Source organism: Gramella sp. AN32 (assembly GCF_023718305.1).
Lineage (GTDB): Bacteria > Bacteroidota > Bacteroidia > Flavobacteriales > Flavobacteriaceae > Christiangramia > Christiangramia antarctica.
Genome location: NZ_QEYO01000007.1, coordinates 19,926 through 38,801, shown reverse-complemented (window position 1 = coordinate 38,801; position 18,876 = coordinate 19,926). Strand labels below are relative to the sequence as shown.

The window sequence follows — 18,876 nt, the reverse complement described above, 5'->3', positions numbered from 1 at the left end:
TGTGTTATACTGGATTTACTTTACATAATATTTTCTTCCCTTTGTTGAACTTCACAAGACAATCTTTTATTTAGAGGAATTATTCACATCTAAATACTTGTCTTATGACTGAACAAATCAGAGCTTTTAATGAGTTGATGACCCAGGCCGGGAATTATCTTGAATCCAAACATGCGTATTCCGGCAATACAGTTGGAGCCTATCGAAGGGGTTGGCAACGACTAAGAGAATTTATGGTTTCCAACGGAATCCATCATTATGACCAGAAAGTAGAAGAGCAATTCCTTCACAATGAGTTTGAGGTCCGTAAGGGTCGTAAGCTCTCTAAACAGGAACAATTTCTAGTTAATGGCACCCGAAAACTCACCGAATTCCAAAATACCGGCCAGATTAAAGTCCCGAACCTACCACCGGCGAAAGCTCCCCTGGTCTTTAATGGGGTCTTAGGTGAGGCCATAGTCAGGTTCCTGGATTATAAAAGAATAGAAGAAAGATTATCCACCATCCGCCTACATTGCTATAAACGTTGTCTTTTTCGTTTTCTGGAATATTGTAATAAAAACAAAGTCCATGCTATAAAGGACATTGATTTAGCGGTACTTCTAAAATATATCAATACCCTGGATTGTGGAAAAACTGTGGTAGTTCCTGTTCTTTCAACACTTCGGGGTTTTATAAAGTACTTATTTAAACAGGGACTTTTAATGGTCGATTTTTCCAAGGGAATCCCAAAGTACCGGATCGTCGATCAACCTAAATTACCTTCTACCTATTCAAAAGGAGAAATAGAAAAACTAATTGCATCGGTGGAACGGTCCAGTCCAATAGGAAAACGGAATTATGCCATTATCCTTTTGGCTGCAAGACTGGGGCTTCGGGCTTCGGATATTGCCAGATTGAAGTTTACGAACCTGCATTGGGATACAAGTACTATTGAAATAGAACAAGTCAAAACAGGCATAGAATTAATACTCCCCTTATTACCTGACGTTGGAAATGCGATCATCGATTATTTAAAATACGGACGGGCAAAGTCAGAGGAGGCATGTATCTTTTTATCGGAAAGGCCACCCTATAGTTATTTTACTTCAAGCAATGTGGTTACCCATATTGTCCAAAGGGCTTATATAAAAGCAGGGATCAATATTAAGGGTAGAAGGTACGGCCCTCGCTCCCTGCGGCACAGCCTTGGGTTTAGGATGCTGGAAGAAAGTACAGTGCTCCCTGTCATCTCTGAAGTACTGGGACATAAAAGCACGGAATCCACACGGTATTACTTAAGGATCGATCTTAAATCCATGCAGCAATGTATACTGGAAGTACCTCCTGTATCCCCTGATTTTTACTTGCAGAAAGGGGGTACTTTTTATGATTAGTTATGACAGCATATACGGCCCGGATATTACCCAATTCATTGATATGAAAACAAAGCTGGGTTTTAAGTATACCACGGGGAAACTTATCTTATCCCAAATTGACCAATTAGCCCATCAACGTGAAGAAAAAACGAAAGGGATCACAAAGGAGTTTGCCCAAAAATGGGGTGAAGAGCGATGCAATGAGTCTGAACGATATCGGTATGATAGAATAAGGTTCCTTGCACAATTTTCTTCTTACCTCTGTGATTTGGGTATCCCCTCTTATATTTCCAAGCTTCCACGTTATCCGAAAAATACCTTTATTCCCTACATCTATTCCCAAAAGGAGGTCCATGCCTTATTTAAGGCTGCTGATGAATTAAGATCTGTAAAAAGGAATATGAATTCCTGTTTGATTTGTATGCCGGCACTAATCAGGCTATTGTACTGCACCGGAATTCGTATTGGAGAAGCTTTGGCCATGACAGATGAGGATGTAAACCTGGAAGAAAATTATTTACAGGTGAAAGACTCCAAGAATGGGAAGGAGCGTATCATTCCTATTTCAACTTCGCTGGTCGCTGTTTGTAAAGAATACAAACTTTACAGGGATCAACTCCCTATTGAGAACAGATCGGAATATTTCTTTGTGAACACCAACGGAAATAAATGTGGCCAAGGGGTGGGAAGCTGGTTTAAAAAGTGTTTAGGCAAAGCAGCTATCCCTTATACTGGCCGAAACCATGGACCACGTGTCCATGATCTCCGACATACCTTTGCAGTGACATCATTGGCGAGTATGGCTGAAGCTGGTGTGGACCTTTATGCTTCCTTACCGGTTCTTTCCAATTATCTGGGCCATGGGTCAATAGGGGCCACTAATCATTATGTAAGGCTCACGGCCAATATGTACCCGGATTTGATCAGGGACGTAGATATGACCTCCCTGAATGTATTTCCTAAATATAATAACTATGAAGCCAACTGATTTTTCCAAGTATATCTCTGATTTTATATCCAGGTACCTGCCCCATGAGAAAGGGCTAAGTAACAATACGATTAGGGCGTATCGGGATACCTTTGTTTTACTACTAGAGTACCTCCAAAAGGAAAAATGCTTAAAAGTAGAGAAACTCACTTTAGATAAGGTAACCAAAGAAGTAGTACTGGATTATCTCGACTGGCTACAAAGCACTAGGAGCTGTAGCAATGCTACTCGCAATGCACGCCTGGCGGCCATCCATTCATTCTACAGGTTTTTACAACATGAAAGCCTGGAATATCTGCACCAATGCCAAAAGATTTTATCCATCAGGTTTAAAAGATCTCAGCATAAATCCATTACCTACCTCACCATCGAAGCAATGAAATTATTATTGGAACAACCGGACACTACTAGCCTCAAAGGCCGGAGGGACCTGGCGCTAATGTCTTTAATGTATGATACCGGGGCCAGGGTACAAGAAATTATTGACTTGACCCCATCTATGGTCAGACTGGATACTCCTCCTGTGATCAAAATCATTGGAAAGGGAAATAAAGCGCGTGTGGTACCGATGCTGGATGCTCAAACCCGGCACCTAAAGAACTATTTAAAAGAAAACCGGTTAGATGCAGCTTTTGCTAATAGGTATCCGCTGTTCTTTAATAGTAGAAAGGAGAAACTCACCCGTGCCGGGATCCATTACATTGTACAGAAATATTATAAAAAGGCAAAGGAAGCAAATAAGATGCTGCTACCTGACAAAATAAGCTGTCATTCCCTGCGGCACTCTAAAGCAATGCACCTACTGCAAGCAGGAGTGAACCTGGTCTATATCCGGGATATACTGGGGCACGTATCCGTTCAAACTACAGAAATCTATGCCAGGGCAGATTCCAAACAAAAACGCAAAGCTTTAGAAAAGGCTTATGTAAATATTAATCCTGACGAAACAGCCACATGGACAAAAAATGAAAATCTAATGATGTGGCTGAAGAAATTCTAAAAAAGCTATGTAAAGTAATTTGGTAGATTAATCAGGGGAATAAGGAGGTTCAGCCGTTTACTTTACATAACTATTTACTTTGCATAATGGGCTTTATGTAAAGCTTTACATAAAGCTCACAACCACCCGAGCGGTACTTTAAAGCCCAGTGAAGCGGATAAAAGCCTGACCCAAAAAATTAAAAAGGCTGGGGAGCTACTTGATATCAAAGTTTTAGACCATTTGATATTGACCCCTGATGGCGACTATTACAGTTTTGCAGATAACGGAATCCTTTAAAATCAAGGGTATGATTTATCTAAATTTTACAGACTTGAGCGAAGAGGCTCAAACCCGACTTTTGGAAAATTCCAAGAAGGATGTGGAACGAAAATTTGGGGAGGACATCCGCAAATACGTAAGAAAAAATCACACCAGTTTTGAAAAGATGATAGCCGAAGAAGCTTTATGCAATTTGTATTCCTATACGTTTGTATTCAACATCTGATTTTATAAACTGCATAGTCAAGCACCTCTAAATTCTTGGAGGTGTTTTTCTGTTTCACCGATTTCAATTCAATAAAAATCACTATCTTTATTTCGCTGAAATTCAGCATTCAAATTTACGTAGGGTTATCCATTTTTTGACTTTCGCCGATAACCGTACCCATCGAAAAATTACATAACAGGAAATTATTTCCCTGAAACTGGCAATTGGCTTTGAGCCAAATTGTACGGAATTTTGTCCCGCTGGGCGGGACGAAAAGGAGTAGCAAGAGGGTAACACGCGATGCGATGTTTAGAACTCCTTTTTATTTTCAAATAACTGATATTCAGTAATTTGAAAAAATATAAAATTCCCGACCTCCTACAATTTGCGACAAATGCCCTGTGAACGTCCATTTTTAGGGAAGGATTTGCGACAAATCGGCGAATTATGGACTCATTTATCGGCATCAGGTTCAAAAAGGAAACGGCAAAACGTTTTCAAGAATTTTCAAGGACACACTTCAAATCACACACCGAAGCATTGGAAACAATGCTCGACTTTTTCTTCTACAACGAGATTTCCCCAAAGGAAAAATTGGGACCAACGGGAAGGACAATCGAAGCTTCCCTAAAGAAACGCATCAATGCAGTCATCGCCATAATGCGGGATATGGAAAAGACACAGACCAAACCCACCGTGGCAATGATTGAATCCCTTTTTCAGACGAGCGAACCTTCAAAAAAACCTTTGATTTTGGAAAAGAAAACGGTCGAAGAAAAACCTAAAGTAAGATTTCAGGAAAAGCAAAACCATACTAACGAACTCTAAATTTTTGAGCTATGTATATCACAATTACACCTCAAAAACTGGGAGGAAATTATTCACAAAGTTCAGGCGATTTTGTCGGCTATCTGGAGAAGGAAAACCAGAGTCTGGAACAGGAAGACCTGCCGGCCGGACAGGCGGGAATGGAGCATTTTTTCAATCAATATGATGATGAAATATCGGCTGACAAAGTCGTAAAGGAAATTGATGGCAACGGTGCCAAACTCAAAAAGACCGAACCCAAATTCTATTCCATTACGGTCAGTCCTTCCAAATACGAACTGAACCGGTTACAGAACAGTAGCCAAGATTTAAAAAGATACACCCGTGAACTGATGAAGGATTATGTGGCATCCTTTAACCGTGAAATAAACGGAAGACCCATTAAAATTGATGATATAAAATATTATGCGAAAATCGAACACCAACGCACTTTCAAGGGAACGGATTGGCAGATCAAGGAAAACCAGCCTTATGCAACGAAAATCCTTCAGCTCAAAACTGAAATCAGAAGTATTGAAGAAGGGCAGACTGAGGGCAATAGCAAACTATTGCAGAAGAAAATTGATCGATTGGAAAAGGAAGCCCCGTACCAACAGGACGGGAAACGAATTGTCCAGGGAATGCCAAAGGCGGGAAACCAAAGCCATATCCATATCATCGTAAGCCGGAAGGATGCCTCCAACACCTTCAGCCTTTCCCCGGGGAGCAAGCATAAGGCATCGGAAGTGGAAATGCACGGTAAGAATGTAAAACGGGGCTTTGACCGTGACCAGTTTTTTGAACGTGCGGAAAAGACCTTTGATAGGACTTTTGGCTATCAAAGAAACTTTGCCGAGACCTACAAAGCTCGAAAGGATTTTATAAAGAATCCCAAAGTCTATTTTGCCTCGCTGATGAAATTGCCCACCAATGAAAAGGTAATCGCCTTTAAAATGATGAAGGAAAGTGGTGTTCCAATGCTGCCAAGCATTCCGGTAACACAGGCGCAATTGGCAATGAAAGTATTCAACCGACTGCGCCGTGGCGTGGAAGTGGCCATCAAATCAAGTTCTATAGGAATCTAATTCCAGTATGATGTATATAGATAACCTTTTTACCGTTCTTTTAACCATTGGCTTGGTCAGTATGCTATTTTATGGATTATATCGAATATCAAGATATGCATTTGCGCTGAGCAGCTTTGTGTTGTGTATGCTAGTTTATTTTTTACAGCATTGGAACGGTTTGGTTTTAGTGTTGCTGAATGTTGTCTGTCCACTTTTGTTGATCAATATAACATTGTATGTTTTCTTGCATAAAAAAGAAAGACCAAAAAATGGTGACGACCGATATCAAGTTAATTTTGAAACTACGAAAGGGAATTTTAAGCTTGACAATATCAAGCGCGGGGCATCCATCATTGGTTCTGCAGGAAGCGGAAAGACCGAAAGTGTAGTGTATGGATTTTTGAAACATTTTCGGAAAGAAGGTTTTTGTGGCATCATCCACGATTACAAGGATTTTGAGCTGACCGAAATGGCGTATCCACTTTTTAAGGATGGGCATATTCCGTTTAAGGTGATTTCCTTTGATAAAATCATCCATCGGGTCAATCCGATTGCTCCCCGGTATTTAGAGAACGAGGAAAGCGTCAACGAAGTTTCTCGGGTACTGATAGAGAACCTATTGGAGCAAAGGGAATCGGGCACGACAGGAACGACTAAATTCTTTAACGATGCTGCCGAAGGCTTGATTGGCGGACTCATCTGGAAACTCAAAACGACCTATCCCCAATTCTGCACCCTTCCCCATTTGATTGCTATTTATCAATATCTGGACACCGACAGTCTCATACAGTTTTTGGAAACCAATACCACCTCAAGGGCTATGGCAGATGCCTTTATAAGTGGTAAGGATTCGGAACGGCAAACTGCCGGGGTAAAAAGTACCCTGGCCAATGCATTAAAACGCATCAGTACACAACGAATTTTTATGGCCTTGTCCGCAGATGAAGTCCCACTCAATATCAATAGTGAAGAAAATCCTGCGGTAATTTCAGTCGTAAATAATCCAAAATTTGAGACTTCGTATTCACCGGTGATTGCTACCATTGTCCATACCATCACCAAACAAATGAGTGTGCGGAATTTCAAACCTTCATTCTTGTTAATGGAAGAAGCACCTACCATACGCTTATTGAATATGCACCGCATTCCGGCAACATTACGGAGCTATAATATTTCTACGGTCTATGTGATGCAGGACAAGATCCAGAACGATATGATGTATGGAGATAAGGCTAGTAAGGCAATATTGAGTAACCTTTCTTATCAATTCTTTGGAAAGGTCAATGACCCGGACACCGCAAAATATTACGAACGTTTTTTTGAGATTATAAACTACCCGACAAAGAGCGTGAGCCGTGGGCATAATCTGGATTTTGATACCCGTATAACCACCGGAGAAAAGGAAATTCCAAAAATCAGGGCGGATGTTTTCTTTCGGCTGAAGCAGGGGGAGTTTATTACGTATGCAGATGGAACTGACAAAAAAGTGCAGTTTAAATTAGCCAATATTCAAAAGGGGTTACCAGAGGATTCAAAGCAATTTTCAATGTCTGATTTAGAGGATAATTTTGAGCGGATTTATGAGGAGGCACATTCTATTTTTAATTAGATATTGCTTTGATTTTCAATAGAATGTAGGTTTAACTCTGTTAAATTAATCAATACTTCTATCTTTGTAACCTATTTGTTAAATTATCCACAAGCTGAAAAACCTTGGAAATAAAATTAGAACCATACAAAACAATTAAGGATCAAGATTACGGAACTGCGGAAATAAAAATAACGCAGGAGGTTTTCAAGGACATTGCGTTTGTGAATAATCAAACAGTTTTGAACTTTGAGAATTGCCGATTTAAAAAGTTAGTTTTAATCAATGAATCTGAAATTGAATTTGAAAGCATTTCATTAAACTTTTCTTTCTGTCAAATTCAAAATATTCAAATTGAATCAATTACAACAGAACAAATTTCATTTCATTTTCACGGTTGCATTATTAGTGGCAATATTAATAACAGTAAGATTAAAAGTATCTCAATTAATAATTGTATTACGCCTTCCCTATTCCTACAGTATCAAAAGCGAATAGATATATCTTATACGGAGGAAAACATTTTTATAAGCAAGTGGAAAACTTTACTTACAGGCTCAGACGTGAAATCAGCGAATGGATTAATAGGGCTTAAGCAATCCGTTTATGTTAATCATTCAAAAAACGTAAATGTTCGTTTCAGCCATAATAAGAAAGAACAATCTGGTGTTTATCTTTCACGACACGAACAAATCAAAGAATATAAAATTCGTTATTATTTAACCAAGGAGGATAAAAAGAAACTTAATATCAATTTAAGTTTAGATCTTTCCAAAGAAAACGACGAACAACTAAAAATTGAAAATTGCATCTTAAATTCTCTCTCATTTAGAGGTTCAGCCAATGGCAAAATATCTATTGAAAATACAGAAATAAACAACCTTTTTATTAGAGATTTTAGCTCTCAATCAGAAATGCTACTTTATAACATTTCGCCTTACTTAACTGATTCCAAAGTTGAAGTTCATAAATCAAATATGGATAACAGTTGGTTTGATAATATTGATTTTAATGGTTATAAGACATTATCCTTTTATAGAACACGTTTTGCTAAAGCAACTTTTACAAGTTGTAATTTTCCAAAAGATAGTTTGAGCTTTGAAAAATTTAAGACGTTAGAAAACATACATTACCCCGAACAAAAACCACAAAACTATTATAAAGACCAGTATGAAACGTTTCTTCAATTGAGAAAATCATTAGAGGCCTCTGGAAATTATTTTGAGGCGCAAAAACTTGATGCTATTTCAAAAGATTCTTTGAGAAAGATTTCGAGTTTACCGACATCTGACAAATTTATTCTCTGTTTAAACAGTATTTCAAATAATCACGGCTTATCAATTAAACGACCAATTGTGGGACTTTTATTCTTCTCTATACTCTTTTACATTTTTTATCTTTCAAGTATTGGTAGAATTTTTAAGTCCACAGAATTTGACTGGAATTTGGTCGGACATTATTTTTCGTTCTTGGATTTAACTCACAGAAAGGATTTTTTAATATCTAAATCGGAATATACATTTTGGACATTGTTTCTCGATTTTGGAAATAAATTAATTGTAGGTTTTTTTATTTTTCAGTTTATTTCAGCATTTAGAAAGTATGTGAGAAAATAAAAGCTACGAGCTTCAAATGGGAATATAAAAAGCACGTTGCTATCAAGTTAAAAAACATCTAAATGAAATACAAATTGAACCAATCTGAACTCATTGAAATTTTAGAAAGAATAGAAAAAGAATTATTTAACTCCAAGCGTATTAAATTTAAAAAGTGTAAAGATTGGAGAAAAAATAATGTACCGAACGAGCCCGGAATTTATGCGATTTTTGAGAATGATGATAATTTGATTTACATTGGAGAAAGCGGAAATTTAAAGGATAGAATGAATGAAATAAATAGAACCGTAAATCATTCTTTTAGAAAGCAATTCGGATATTTAAGATACCGGGGAATTAAATCAAGAAAAAAATTTACTGACGATATCGAAATGCTATTGGATGAATATTTTGCTAATAATATTTACGTTTCATTTTTGCCTATTAATTTTGGGAGATTAGAAGTTGAAAGCTATTTAATTGGTAAGTTTCAAGAAAAGGTAATAAATTCAATTAAAAAAAGAAAATAATGAATATTCTTCTAATCGGTGGAGCTCAAAATACTGGTAAAAGTCAAGCGATTTACAAAATAGCGCACACTTTACAAACAAAAGGATTTAAAGTTATCAAAGGTTCAATTCCATTGTCTTTTAAAGATTTTATGGTTGTTTTGGACGGAATAGATAATAATGGAAAAAGAGTTACGGTAATAATCAATTCGGCCACAGATACGGAAGATATTATTAAAGCATTTAAAGACTTTTTTGACGCAAATGTTAGGTGCAATATTCTCATTACTTCAGTTAGAGATGACGATTATTATCCAAGAAAAGAGTTTTTCAAGATTATGAAATTGAACAGACAGGATGATAAAATTTTAGAAATTCCTTTTGCAAAAATCACCCGGATAAAAAAGTACAGAACAAAACCGTTGAAATGGTTTGCTGACAATATGGACAATTTAATTAACCACGTTTTGAAGAGCAATCCATTTAATATCGGATAAAAGCCAAATGGTAACATATAAAAGCTAAACGCTTCATAAAGATTTGGAATTAGTAGAGCATTTGGGTTTTGTACCCCTCTATACTACAGTATTATGGAAAATAAAGTTTCAATTTCTCCGATAACTTTTTAAGAATCATTTTTGCTGGTAATATAATTACTATAGATGGTGTAAGGACAGCTTAAGAAGAAGACGGTGTGACTTCCCAACCTAATAAAAGCTCATTTAAAATTTATCGTTACATTTATTGTTAAAAATTTAACAATATCGTTATATTGTGATATAAATTTTAATGGCAATATATGTGGTCAGATAATGAAACAACCGAAGACCTTCTAGGTTTTAAAGTACACGCAGATTTAATTGCAGAGGTCATTAACGATCCAGATTTATTGCCAATTACAATGGGCATCTTTGGGGATTGGGGAAGTGGCAAGTCTAGTATTCTAAAAATATTAAGTAATCATTTAAAGCAAGAAGAGGACGGAACGTTTGTGCTCTATTTTAATGGTTGGCTTTTCGAGGGATATGACGATGCAAAGGCAGCTCTTTTGGAATCAATTATAAAAGAATTTGAGGAGAATAAAAGATTTACCCCTGAAATAAAACAAAAAGCCAAAAAATTGATTAAATCGGTTAATTGGATGCGCATTTTGGGGCTTGGTTTCAAAAATATAGCACTTCCAGTTGCAGACGCCTATTTTACAGGAGGAGTTTCGATCTTGCCTTTTTTGGCGGGAAAACTATCAAAAATAGATGGTTCTCATATTATTGAAAACCTTCAAGGAGATGGAGCAGAAAATTTTCTTAAATCTTTGGTGGAGGATTTACCGAAAGATGATCCTTCAATGCTAGTCAGGGAATTTCGAGAAAATTTTAAAGAGTTAATTAAGGAATCGAAAATAAGTAAGCTGGTAATAATCATTGATGATTTGGATCGTTGTCAGCCGGATAGAATTATTGAAAACCTTGAAGCGATTAAACTTTTTCTTAATGTAGAGAATACAGCATTTATTATAGGTGCAGATCCACGAATTGTTAGACACGCTATTTCACATAGATTTAAGGTAAGAGATGTAGAGCCTGGTACCACAAATAGAGTTGTTGATGACTATTTAGAAAAACTTATTCAAATACCTTATTATTTGCCAAAGCTATCAGATTCTGAAGTTGAAACTTATATCTCCTTATTAATATGCAAAAGAGAATTAGATCTGAAGATATTTCAAAAAGTTTTAGATACATTTAATGAATATCGCGAAAAAAATCGATATAGCGTTTTTGGTCTGACCAATATTAAAGAAGTAATAGGTCCTGATGATTATGAAAAACTTTCAAAAAGTTTGGGTTCTCTTCCTGCATTATCATCTATAATAACACAAAGCCTTTACGGAAATCCACGACAGATAAAGCGTTTTCTAAACACTTTTATATTAAGAAATAGATTGGCTAAAGTCGCTAACATCTCTGGGTTTGATGAATCTGTTCTAGCTAAACTTATGATTCTTGAATATACAGAGTTACCATTATTCCTTAAACTATATGAATGGCAATCTACCAAAGAGGGCAGACCAGATCAAATTTTGGAGCTAGAAAATAAGTGTTCGGAATATTCTGAAACTGATTTCAAAGAGTTTTTGACCAAAGGAGATTATAGTAATTGGAATAAGGATAAAGTAATACAGTGGTTAAAGGTAGAACCAGCTTTGTGCGAAATCGACCTTCGTGATTATTATTGGATTTCAAGAGATAATATCTCATCTACTATTTCTGGAGCAAGTCTAATTCCGCCAATTATAAAATCCACCTATAATAAGTTGAACCAAGAAGGGTTGCCGGTTAAAGCAACAAAGGCGATAATCAAAAAAGATGTTATGTTACTAAACGAATCGGAATTAAATCAGTTCCTTGAGTTCGCCGTAGCTATGGCACAAAGAAATCAAGAAAGTACCCTTTCATATAAACTTTTTCAATTTATGATAGAAGAAGGTGTAAGAGGTTCTGAGGAGTCATATAAATATTTGCTTAACCTAATAGATTTGGAAAAAATACCGCCTGCTATTGGCGTTGATTTGAGAAGTCTCAAGAATAATCCAGTTCTGGGAGACTTTCTTTCAGAATTATTATCAACTTCTAACTCCAAGGTAGCAAAGGCATTTAAAAAATAAGTATGGGAACATCAAAATCATATTCAGCTTCTGTTAAAGGTCAACCTCAGTGGGGAGAACTTAGTAGTGAGGTTACACGAAATTGTACAACGGCGAAGATACCTACTGACAACCTTAGAAATATAGCAGGGAAATTTGTTAGAGTGGTTGGCGGTTCAAAAAGAGCGGGAAGAGGTAATTCTCGCATCGCAGGTCGAAGCGGCATTAGAAATGCCAAGAATATCGGAAGGTTTTTAGGTAGTTTTTCATCTAATGGAGGTAATCTTTCAGAAGCCCTAAACTCAATTGGTCTAACGGATTTAAAAAGTAAATCCGCTGAAGATATTATTAACCATCTCATAGAATATTGTAGCGGTCCTGCCTCTACCATTGACGATAGCGCTGCCAAGGAAGCCACCCGAAAATTACTGGAAGAATTAGCCGCTGGGGCTGAAACCGCAGAGGATTTAGAAATATCCTTAAAAACGACCCTTGATAGTGAGTCTCTGGAAGAAGTAATAATTAAGTACTTCAGTCATTATATTTTAGAACATTTGTCAATAATGTTTTATGAAAAGTTAGTGGAAAGTAAAGGAAAAACGGAATGCTCAAGTCTTTTTAAGCAGATTAAAGACTTTATAAATTCTAGCCTAGCTGAAATGAACAAGACGAATTCTTTAGACAAAATAGATTGGGGTGGTGATGATGGAGATAGGCTTATTAAGAATATTCAAGAAGATGTGTTAAAAGTATTTGAAGATGAAAATTAATGTAGAAATAAATCCCGCAAAAAATGGCCAATTTTCGGAGACATTCTTATGTCAGGAGATTAACGGGGCGCAGAAAAAGGTACAATTAAATATAGCTCATTTTCACAGTTTATATGATTTTACTAAAGAAACATCATCAACAGGTTTTGACTTTTTTCTAATTGCTGCAATCGTATATGGAACAGATGATTTACTTGCACGAAAACTGTACTCGTATAATGGTTGGACTAGGGAGATTGAAATCGAATTTCCCGTAAATAATATCGATTATTGGGAACCTGCCATTCCTCAACTTGAAGAAACTCTTAATTTTCTAACTGGGGACACTTGGTCTATTGCTTTCAGACAATTAGAAGTAAAAGTGCTTTATTTACCAAAGAAGAAACGCTGGAAAAGTAAAATACCAGAATATAATTATTCCCATATTGAGTTTGTAAGCTTATTTTCTGGTGGTCTTGACTCATTAATAGGAGTGATTAATATGTTGAATAAAATAGATAATGACAATATAGGATTACTTGTGTCCCATTTTGACCCTGCTTATAATGGTCCTAAAAAAGACCAAAATCTTATTCTAAATGAATTCTACAAAAATTTTGTTAATAGATATAAGCATATCAGAGCCACGATTGGTATTTCCCAAACATATACTAATGGAGATGAAATAACCAGGGATACTAATCAGAGGAGTAGATCAATTCTATTTATAGGAATAGCGACTTACCTTTTGAACAAAGTGCCGTCCTCAAACACAATTTTAATTCCAGAGAATGGTACTATTTCTTTGAACCATCCTTTGACCAAATCAAGGACAAGTTCATTAAGTACCAGAACGACTCACCCGTACTTTTTTAGAAAGCTGCAAGAATCATTAGCAATAGCCAATTTGAATGTTTCTTTAATTAATCCCTTCAATTTGGATACTAAAGGGAAAATGGTCGTTGAATGTGATAACACAGTCATACTTCAAAAAACATATCCACTTTCCGTTTCTTGCGGTAAAAGAGGTCACAAAACCCATTGGGAAAATCGTAACGCAAAGCAATGCGGAATTTGTATGCCCTGTATTTATAGAAGGGCGGCATTGCACAAAAGAGGTTGGGATACTGATACTTATGGAAATGACTTATTATCCATAAGAAGCATAAAAGATGCTAAACCTGATATAAGAGCTTTATTTGATTACCTTGGAACATCTATCAGTTTAAAAGATATTAAACGGAATCTGCTAGTAAATGGTAGTATTGAAATGTCGGATCTTGATGCATATGCTAAACTAGTACATACTTCAAGGGTTGAGATTTTAAATTGGATTCGTGATAAAGGTAATGACCAACTGAAAGAAATACTTAAAATCCGATGATTGACACTCATTGTCATATTGATTTATACCCCAATCCTGAAAAACTTCTCAGAGAATTAGATAAACAGGGAATTACCGTAATATCAGTGACTAATCTTCCAAGTCATTTCGAGATGGGAATACCATATTTCAAATCTTTAAAGAGAATTAGATTGGCGCTAGGAATGCATCCACTATATGCGGAAAATCACTTCAAGGAATTTCCGTCGTTTACAAGATTGGTTGATATCACTAGTTATATTGGCGAAGTGGGTTTGGACTTTTCTAGAGAGGGTCTTTCAACAAAAGATATACAGGTTAGCAGTTTTCGTAAAATATTAAAATTGATTCAGGATAAAAAAAAAATACTTAGCATTCATTCAAGAAAGGCCGAACGAGAAGTACTATCCCATTTAATCGAATTTAAGGCAAAAGGAGCTATATTCCATTGGTATTCGGGTCCAATTAAACTTATACTAGAAATTGCAAATTCTGGCTATTTTTTTTCTATAAATAATGCTATGATTAAAAGTAAAGCCGGTCAAGCTAGAATTTCTAAAATTCCTCGAAATAAAATTTTAACCGAAACTGATGGCCCTTTTGTGGAAATTAAAGGCAAACCTGTTAAATCTAGCGATGTGAAGGAAATAATTATTTATTTATCGCAATTGTGGAACTGTTCTTATTCTGAAGCCAATAAAATTGTAAATGATAATTTTAAAAATCTTTTATCTACTATAAGATGATTTTTTTATAAAGTCCCCTTATGCTTAAGCCCATTAGGTGTAGCCTTTCATTGGCCATCTTCTTGTTTTCTGAACAGGAAATGAAAAAAGTACGAATGAACAAATGACAATTTTTTTCATAATATTATTAATTTGGATTATTGATATATCTATGGGATATGCTCAGTATTATATTTCGTTCGCCACCCTTCTCGTTCAGCTCCAAAACAGCTCTACGTTCATTGGACAATGAAAATTTAGGCAAAACATACACCAATCTCACGGTTTCGTTTTTAGCAATTCTGGAAGGTACATTATATTGGAACAAAGGTCCTTGATATAATTTCTGCAAGGATTTCTTTTTGCCTTTCTGTCTAGTTTCTATGGAAAGGTTCAGGAAATTCAAGTCATAATCCAAGCTGGAACTGTTCTTTATTTGGATTAAGAAATAGAGCCCATCTTTGTCAAAAACAATGTTTTCAACACTCAAAGCGACGCCCTCCTTGCGTTTTTTGATCCGACCAATACGTTGTTTTCTATCAAGAAGGTAAGAGCAGAATCTTTTATAATAATGCTCTCTGTTTGCAATACTGAATTCAGAATTGGCAACTTTTATCGAGTCGTTCGCTATCGGCCTTTCATTCCCGATGCTACTTGACATCGGGATAAAATAATTTAGTTTAGATAGTCGCTCCTTATATTTTATAATATAGGAGAAAACCGAACCATCTCTATTGACGACCAGTAAGTTACTTTCCTTTCCGGGTTTTGCCTGCAAAAGTCCTAAATGTTGTTCTTTTTCCCGATTATAGGTGAACACAAAATTATCCGATCCGGTTATGCCCTGGCGGATGGGTTCAGGAAAGAATAGCGCGACATTCTTTTGGTCATTGGCATAAATGGTATCCAGTACTATAGTATTTTGTGCTTTAGTAAATGTGGAAACCAAGATAAAGGCGGAAATAAATAGATGATTTTTCATAAGAGTGCGTTTTAAAATGCCCAGTATGAGCTTATAGTTTAGGTTTTAATAGCAGTTGGTAATTATTGAGTACGGTCACCTTTACTTTTCGATTATTGCGCTTTAGTACTTTTGTGATTCCACCGACTTGTGGTACACTAGGGATATTGATGTCACCTATAATGTCATCTAAAACCTCACTGGTGGCGTCTGCACGAAAATTGTTTTCTACATAAATCCCTTCGCTGCCATCTTGGAGGTCAAAAGCTTTTAAACTGGTGGGATGGTTTTGGATATTTTCAATCGTAATCAAGGCACGATTGGGTTGAAAACTGATAAACCCATAAATAGGTGTGTTTTTTGATACTTTTTTATTATTAATGACTGCGTCCTGAACCAGACGCATCCGCAATCTGGAATTGGCCTGTACCACTTGGTCTCCATCCACAACCGCATACATCATTTTGTCCGTACTACCCAAAATCGATAGCTCATTTTTCTTGGGAGCAGCTGCGAAAAACAGTTGATGCTCCAGACCCAGCTCTTTGGCTGCAATTTTTTGTTCTTTCTTCAGTTCCGTGGAATCAATTTCCTTTTCGTTCTTTGGAGCAGTTCTTTTTTTGCCGATATGTTCGTAGGACGTAGCTGAATATTTAATTTTTCCAGCAGCGTAAATGCTGTCTACTATGCGTTCTTTTTCCATTTCGGGCAAATCTCGATTATAGAACCCGAGCGAATCTATCATCTTTTCATCATAGATACTCGGTGCGTTGGTTTCTCGCACTTCTTTTAGATCATTGATGGCATCCAATTTTGAGTCATATTCCTTTTGGTTCTGTTCCAATTCTGGGATCAAGGTCTGTTCAAGGTTCTCATTTTCACTATCGTCATCACCCATTATCATAAGGGAGTATGATATCAGGAAAATGAACAGTACGGCAAGTACGGCTGCAAATACTATTTTATTCTTTTCTGCTTTCATTGGATTGTTTTTTTAAAGTGTTCTCGAAGTAATCTGTAATCAACAGTCCGTGTGGATTGTTAGGAAAGTTTCGGTCAACCGTAATCAGGTTTCCGGTGGAAACCAGTTCGTAGGTGTCGATTATCGACCCTCGATTGATTTCAAATAGGGTAACCGTTCGGAAGCTATAAGTATCATTCTTTTCCGCAATTTGAGAATCGATACGCAGTACTTTTTGTACCAAGGAATATTGCAGAAGGCGATTATACACCCCATCCGCTTTCTTTTGCCGATAAAGATTGTCTACGGAGCTATTACCCAACCAAAGGGCTTTTTTTAGGTTCTTTTCATAATTGCTCGCATCGATATTATAGAAATAGGTGTGGAACAGTTCCAGGTGTGCCAAAGCCTCCACTTTAAAATTTTCCTTTTGAGTAACCAATTTTAAAGGAATAATACTGCCATCGGTGTTGATGGCAAAGGCACTGTTCAATGCTTTCCTGTGCATATTAAAAGCCATTATAACCGAAAATATGCCCAAGAGTGTGGCACATATAATAACCGCCAAAACAATGAACTTGTTTAATTTTAGAATGGCATAGATGTTTTTATAAGGTGTTTTCATAGATGTTCGATTAGTTGGTGAAAAGTCGTAAGGTGAAGGAAGTGGCACGTCGGTACAACTTGAATTTCAAGAACACGATAAAGCCAACAGAACCCAATTGCACCACGGGGGCAAAGAAACCTTGACCGACATCCGTACCAAAAAGGTTGTTCCAGAAGTTGGTATTGATTTCCGTATAGAGCGTATTGACAAAAACATTGACCAGAAAGAATGCCGGTACCAGCATATACACCGCAGCATACAATTTAAAAAAGGTATAGGCCAAGGAGCGGAATTTTTCAAAAACAGCCAAACTGATGACCAAAGGAAAAAATGCCTGCATAATTCCCAAAAGGAAAAAGCGTTCCGCCAAGAATAGCGGATAGATGAAAAGATCCAGAATCCAAAGGATGATGCTGACGATAAAGGCAAATATCTTAAACCCAAAAAGGGGTGTAACCAGAGCTTCATAAAGCAAAGTCATTGCATTTTTTGCTGCATCTATTAGACTAACGTCCTCTTCAATAGGAATATCCTGCATCTGCAAGGGTAACAAGGCAGGAGCAGTTCCCCGATACTGTCCTTCGATGGACACGAGGATGGCATCAAAAAAGCCCAAGACCTGAGTCGAGAAAATTACTAGGAGAACGACTGCAAAATTCTTGGCCAATTCTCCCGGACTCAATCCCCAAGTATACCCGTCCTTATCCGCAACACCTTCATTATATTTTTTAAGGATATTGACCAGGAAAAACAGAACGGCAAGCGTTTTCATTCCCACAATGGTATATTGTGAGAAGTCGCTGTTTTGAATCGTCTGGAATACGGTATCTACATATTCAAGCCCTATCCCCAAAATGATGTTTGCGGTCATCTTTAGTATTCTGTTTCGCGGTTATTGATTTTATCCTGCATTTTTCGGAAAGAAATTATATCCCGATAGCGTTTGGTCCGGATGGTGATATCGGAGACCATTTCCTTGGACTCGGTTTCCTTTTGCTTTAATATTTCTGCACGTTCGGCATCGCTCATTTTGAGGTAGTCGCTGGACAGGATTTCGTCAATGAAGTCCATTGTGTCCAAGGAATTCTGGACAATGGTGTTAAAGGATTCGGACACCCTGGCCACTTCATCGGGTTTGATATAGGGTGAGTTCAGAATATCCTGCAAGTCATTTTGCATTACCTCAATAAGACGTTGGTTGTTTCTTCCAATTTCTTCCACAGCCCTAAGTTGTCTGACTACATTGGAGACTTTCTCGATGCTTTCCTTGGCATCCTTGAGGAATTTAACGGACTTGATAAGTTGGGCGGTCTGCTTCCCGGATTCCACCAATTGCTTTACCAAGCTGATAAAGTTGGTGTTGTCATAGGTAGGCATTCCTTGGGCGGTAGCACCGCCAGGCGATAAAATGGCAATCATAAGGATTAACCCCAACAAAATTGTTTTGATTTTCGTTTTGCTCATCGCCAAATAGTTGTTTTGGTA

At 36.9% G+C, this 18,876-nt stretch carries 19 protein-coding genes and 1 pseudogene; 15 read left to right on the top strand and 5 right to left on the bottom strand.

What is annotated here, in order from left to right:
• The first annotated feature begins 104 nt into the window (after positions 1-104).
• The 15 genes and pseudogenes from DHD80_RS09585 (at position 105) to qatD (ending at position 14,883) form a co-directional block, all read left to right on the top strand.
• The gene (locus DHD80_RS09585) at positions 105-1,376 is read left to right on the top strand and encodes a site-specific integrase (protein WP_251740948.1); all 1,272 of its coding nucleotides are present in this window, start codon (positions 105-107) and stop codon (positions 1,374-1,376) included.
• A gap of 43 nt (positions 1,377-1,419) precedes the next feature.
• Positions 1,420-2,346, top strand: a complete 927-nt coding sequence (locus tag DHD80_RS09580; RefSeq protein WP_251740947.1) for a tyrosine-type recombinase/integrase — start codon at positions 1,420-1,422, stop codon at positions 2,344-2,346.
• Positions 2,333-3,346, top strand: a complete 1,014-nt coding sequence (locus DHD80_RS09575; RefSeq protein ID WP_251740946.1) for a site-specific integrase — start codon at positions 2,333-2,335, stop codon at positions 3,344-3,346. Before DHD80_RS09580 ends, DHD80_RS09575 begins: the two co-directional genes overlap by 14 nt.
• 114 nt (positions 3,347-3,460) lie before the next feature.
• Positions 3,461-3,625: pseudogene (locus DHD80_RS09570) on the top strand (JAB domain-containing protein); the annotation flags it as partial.
• A 10-nt stretch (positions 3,626-3,635) separates the two neighbouring features.
• Positions 3,636-3,833: a hypothetical protein gene (locus DHD80_RS09565; RefSeq protein ID WP_251740945.1), complete on the top strand. Its 198-nt coding sequence runs from the start codon at positions 3,636-3,638 to the stop codon at positions 3,831-3,833.
• Positions 3,834-4,262: 429 nt separating this feature from the next.
• Positions 4,263-4,643, top strand: a complete 381-nt coding sequence (locus DHD80_RS09560; protein ID WP_251740944.1) for a BfmA/BtgA family mobilization protein — start codon at positions 4,263-4,265, stop codon at positions 4,641-4,643.
• An 11-nt stretch (positions 4,644-4,654) separates the two neighbouring features.
• Positions 4,655-5,707 carry a MobB family relaxase gene (gene mobB / locus DHD80_RS09555; protein ID WP_251740943.1) on the top strand — a complete coding sequence of 351 codons (1,053 nt, stop codon included), beginning with the start codon at positions 4,655-4,657 and terminating at the stop codon, positions 5,705-5,707.
• Between the two features lie 10 nt (positions 5,708-5,717).
• Entirely contained in the window at positions 5,718-7,298 is a 1,581-nt protein-coding gene (locus DHD80_RS09550; protein ID WP_251741109.1) for a type IV secretory system conjugative DNA transfer family protein, read from the top strand.
• A 104-nt stretch (positions 7,299-7,402) separates the two neighbouring features.
• Positions 7,403-8,893: a hypothetical protein gene (locus DHD80_RS09545; RefSeq protein ID WP_251740942.1), complete on the top strand. Its 1,491-nt coding sequence runs from the start codon at positions 7,403-7,405 to the stop codon at positions 8,891-8,893.
• A 62-nt stretch (positions 8,894-8,955) separates the two neighbouring features.
• Positions 8,956-9,402: a GIY-YIG nuclease family protein gene (locus DHD80_RS09540; protein ID WP_251740941.1), complete on the top strand. Its 447-nt coding sequence runs from the start codon at positions 8,956-8,958 to the stop codon at positions 9,400-9,402.
• Positions 9,402-9,878 (top strand): hypothetical protein, encoded by a 477-nt coding sequence (locus DHD80_RS09535; RefSeq protein ID WP_251740940.1) that lies wholly within the window; start codon positions 9,402-9,404, stop codon positions 9,876-9,878. Before DHD80_RS09540 ends, DHD80_RS09535 begins: the two co-directional genes overlap by 1 nt.
• A 302-nt stretch (positions 9,879-10,180) precedes the next feature.
• Positions 10,181-12,046, top strand: coding sequence for a P-loop NTPase fold protein (locus DHD80_RS09530; RefSeq protein WP_251740939.1), 1,866 nt, complete (start codon positions 10,181-10,183; stop codon positions 12,044-12,046).
• A gap of 2 nt (positions 12,047-12,048) precedes the next feature.
• A complete protein-coding gene (locus tag DHD80_RS09525) occupies positions 12,049-12,795 on the top strand; it encodes a hypothetical protein (protein ID WP_251740938.1) in 747 nt (248 codons plus the stop codon).
• On the top strand, positions 12,785-14,158 hold the full coding sequence (gene qatC, locus DHD80_RS09520) for a Qat anti-phage system QueC-like protein QatC (protein WP_251740937.1): 1,374 nt from the start codon (positions 12,785-12,787) through the stop codon (positions 14,156-14,158). The genes DHD80_RS09525 and qatC overlap by 11 nt, the downstream gene beginning before the upstream one ends.
• Positions 14,155-14,883: a Qat anti-phage system TatD family nuclease QatD gene (gene qatD, locus DHD80_RS09515; RefSeq protein WP_251740936.1), complete on the top strand. Its 729-nt coding sequence runs from the start codon at positions 14,155-14,157 to the stop codon at positions 14,881-14,883. Before qatC ends, qatD begins: the two co-directional genes overlap by 4 nt.
• Positions 14,884-15,010: 127 nt before the next feature.
• Here the strand turns inward: qatD and DHD80_RS09510 are convergent, their stop codons facing one another.
• The 5 genes from DHD80_RS09510 to DHD80_RS09490 are packed head-to-tail and all read right to left on the bottom strand — an operon-like array spanning position 15,011 to position 18,810.
• Positions 15,011-15,844 carry a DUF4138 domain-containing protein gene (locus DHD80_RS09510; protein WP_251740935.1) on the bottom strand — a complete coding sequence of 278 codons (834 nt, stop codon included), beginning with the start codon at positions 15,842-15,844 and terminating at the stop codon, positions 15,011-15,013.
• A 31-nt stretch (positions 15,845-15,875) separates the two neighbouring features.
• On the bottom strand, positions 15,876-16,805 hold the full coding sequence (gene traM / locus DHD80_RS09505) for a conjugative transposon protein TraM (protein WP_251740934.1): 930 nt from the start codon (positions 16,803-16,805) through the stop codon (positions 15,876-15,878).
• Entirely contained in the window at positions 16,786-17,409 is a 624-nt protein-coding gene (locus tag DHD80_RS09500) for a conjugal transfer protein TraK (protein ID WP_251740933.1), read from the bottom strand. The genes traM and DHD80_RS09500 overlap by 20 nt, the downstream gene beginning before the upstream one ends.
• 10 nt (positions 17,410-17,419) lie before the next feature.
• Positions 17,420-18,262, bottom strand: coding sequence for a hypothetical protein (locus tag DHD80_RS09495; RefSeq protein ID WP_251740932.1), 843 nt, complete (start codon positions 18,260-18,262; stop codon positions 17,420-17,422).
• Positions 18,263-18,264: 2 nt separating this feature from the next.
• A complete protein-coding gene (locus DHD80_RS09490) occupies positions 18,265-18,810 on the bottom strand; it encodes a conjugal transfer protein (RefSeq protein ID WP_251741108.1) in 546 nt (181 codons plus the stop codon).
• Positions 18,811-18,876 lie beyond the last annotated feature (66 nt).

Bases quoted from the DNA above. Each gene is read 5' to 3' on its own strand.
- mobB (WP_251740943.1), top strand. From the start codon at position 4,655: ATGTATATCACAATTACACCTCAAAAACTGGGAGGAAATTATTCACAA.
- DHD80_RS09565 (WP_251740945.1), top strand. From the start codon at position 3,636: ATGATTTATCTAAATTTTACAGACTTGAGCGAAGAGGCTCAAACCCGA.
- DHD80_RS09510 (WP_251740935.1), bottom strand. From the start codon at position 15,844: ATGAAAAATCATCTATTTATTTCCGCCTTTATCTTGGTTTCCACATTT.
- DHD80_RS09490 (WP_251741108.1), bottom strand. From the start codon at position 18,810: ATGATTGCCATTTTATCGCCTGGCGGTGCTACCGCCCAAGGAATGCCT.
- qatC (WP_251740937.1), top strand. From the start codon at position 12,785: ATGAAAATTAATGTAGAAATAAATCCCGCAAAAAATGGCCAATTTTCG.
- DHD80_RS09560 (WP_251740944.1), top strand. From the start codon at position 4,263: ATGGACTCATTTATCGGCATCAGGTTCAAAAAGGAAACGGCAAAACGT.
- DHD80_RS09550 (WP_251741109.1), top strand. From the start codon at position 5,718: ATGTATATAGATAACCTTTTTACCGTTCTTTTAACCATTGGCTTGGTC.
- traM (WP_251740934.1), bottom strand. From the start codon at position 16,805: ATGAAAGCAGAAAAGAATAAAATAGTATTTGCAGCCGTACTTGCCGTA.
- DHD80_RS09500 (WP_251740933.1), bottom strand. From the start codon at position 17,409: ATGAAAACACCTTATAAAAACATCTATGCCATTCTAAAATTAAACAAG.
- DHD80_RS09525 (WP_251740938.1), top strand. From the start codon at position 12,049: ATGGGAACATCAAAATCATATTCAGCTTCTGTTAAAGGTCAACCTCAG.
- DHD80_RS09535 (WP_251740940.1), top strand. From the start codon at position 9,402: ATGAATATTCTTCTAATCGGTGGAGCTCAAAATACTGGTAAAAGTCAA.
- DHD80_RS09495 (WP_251740932.1), bottom strand. From the start codon at position 18,262: ATGACCGCAAACATCATTTTGGGGATAGGGCTTGAATATGTAGATACC.
- DHD80_RS09530 (WP_251740939.1), top strand. From the start codon at position 10,181: ATGTGGTCAGATAATGAAACAACCGAAGACCTTCTAGGTTTTAAAGTA.
- DHD80_RS09540 (WP_251740941.1), top strand. From the start codon at position 8,956: ATGAAATACAAATTGAACCAATCTGAACTCATTGAAATTTTAGAAAGA.
- DHD80_RS09585 (WP_251740948.1), top strand. From the start codon at position 105: ATGACTGAACAAATCAGAGCTTTTAATGAGTTGATGACCCAGGCCGGG.
- qatD (WP_251740936.1), top strand. From the start codon at position 14,155: ATGATTGACACTCATTGTCATATTGATTTATACCCCAATCCTGAAAAA.
- DHD80_RS09580 (WP_251740947.1), top strand. From the start codon at position 1,420: ATGAAAACAAAGCTGGGTTTTAAGTATACCACGGGGAAACTTATCTTA.
- DHD80_RS09575 (WP_251740946.1), top strand. From the start codon at position 2,333: ATGAAGCCAACTGATTTTTCCAAGTATATCTCTGATTTTATATCCAGG.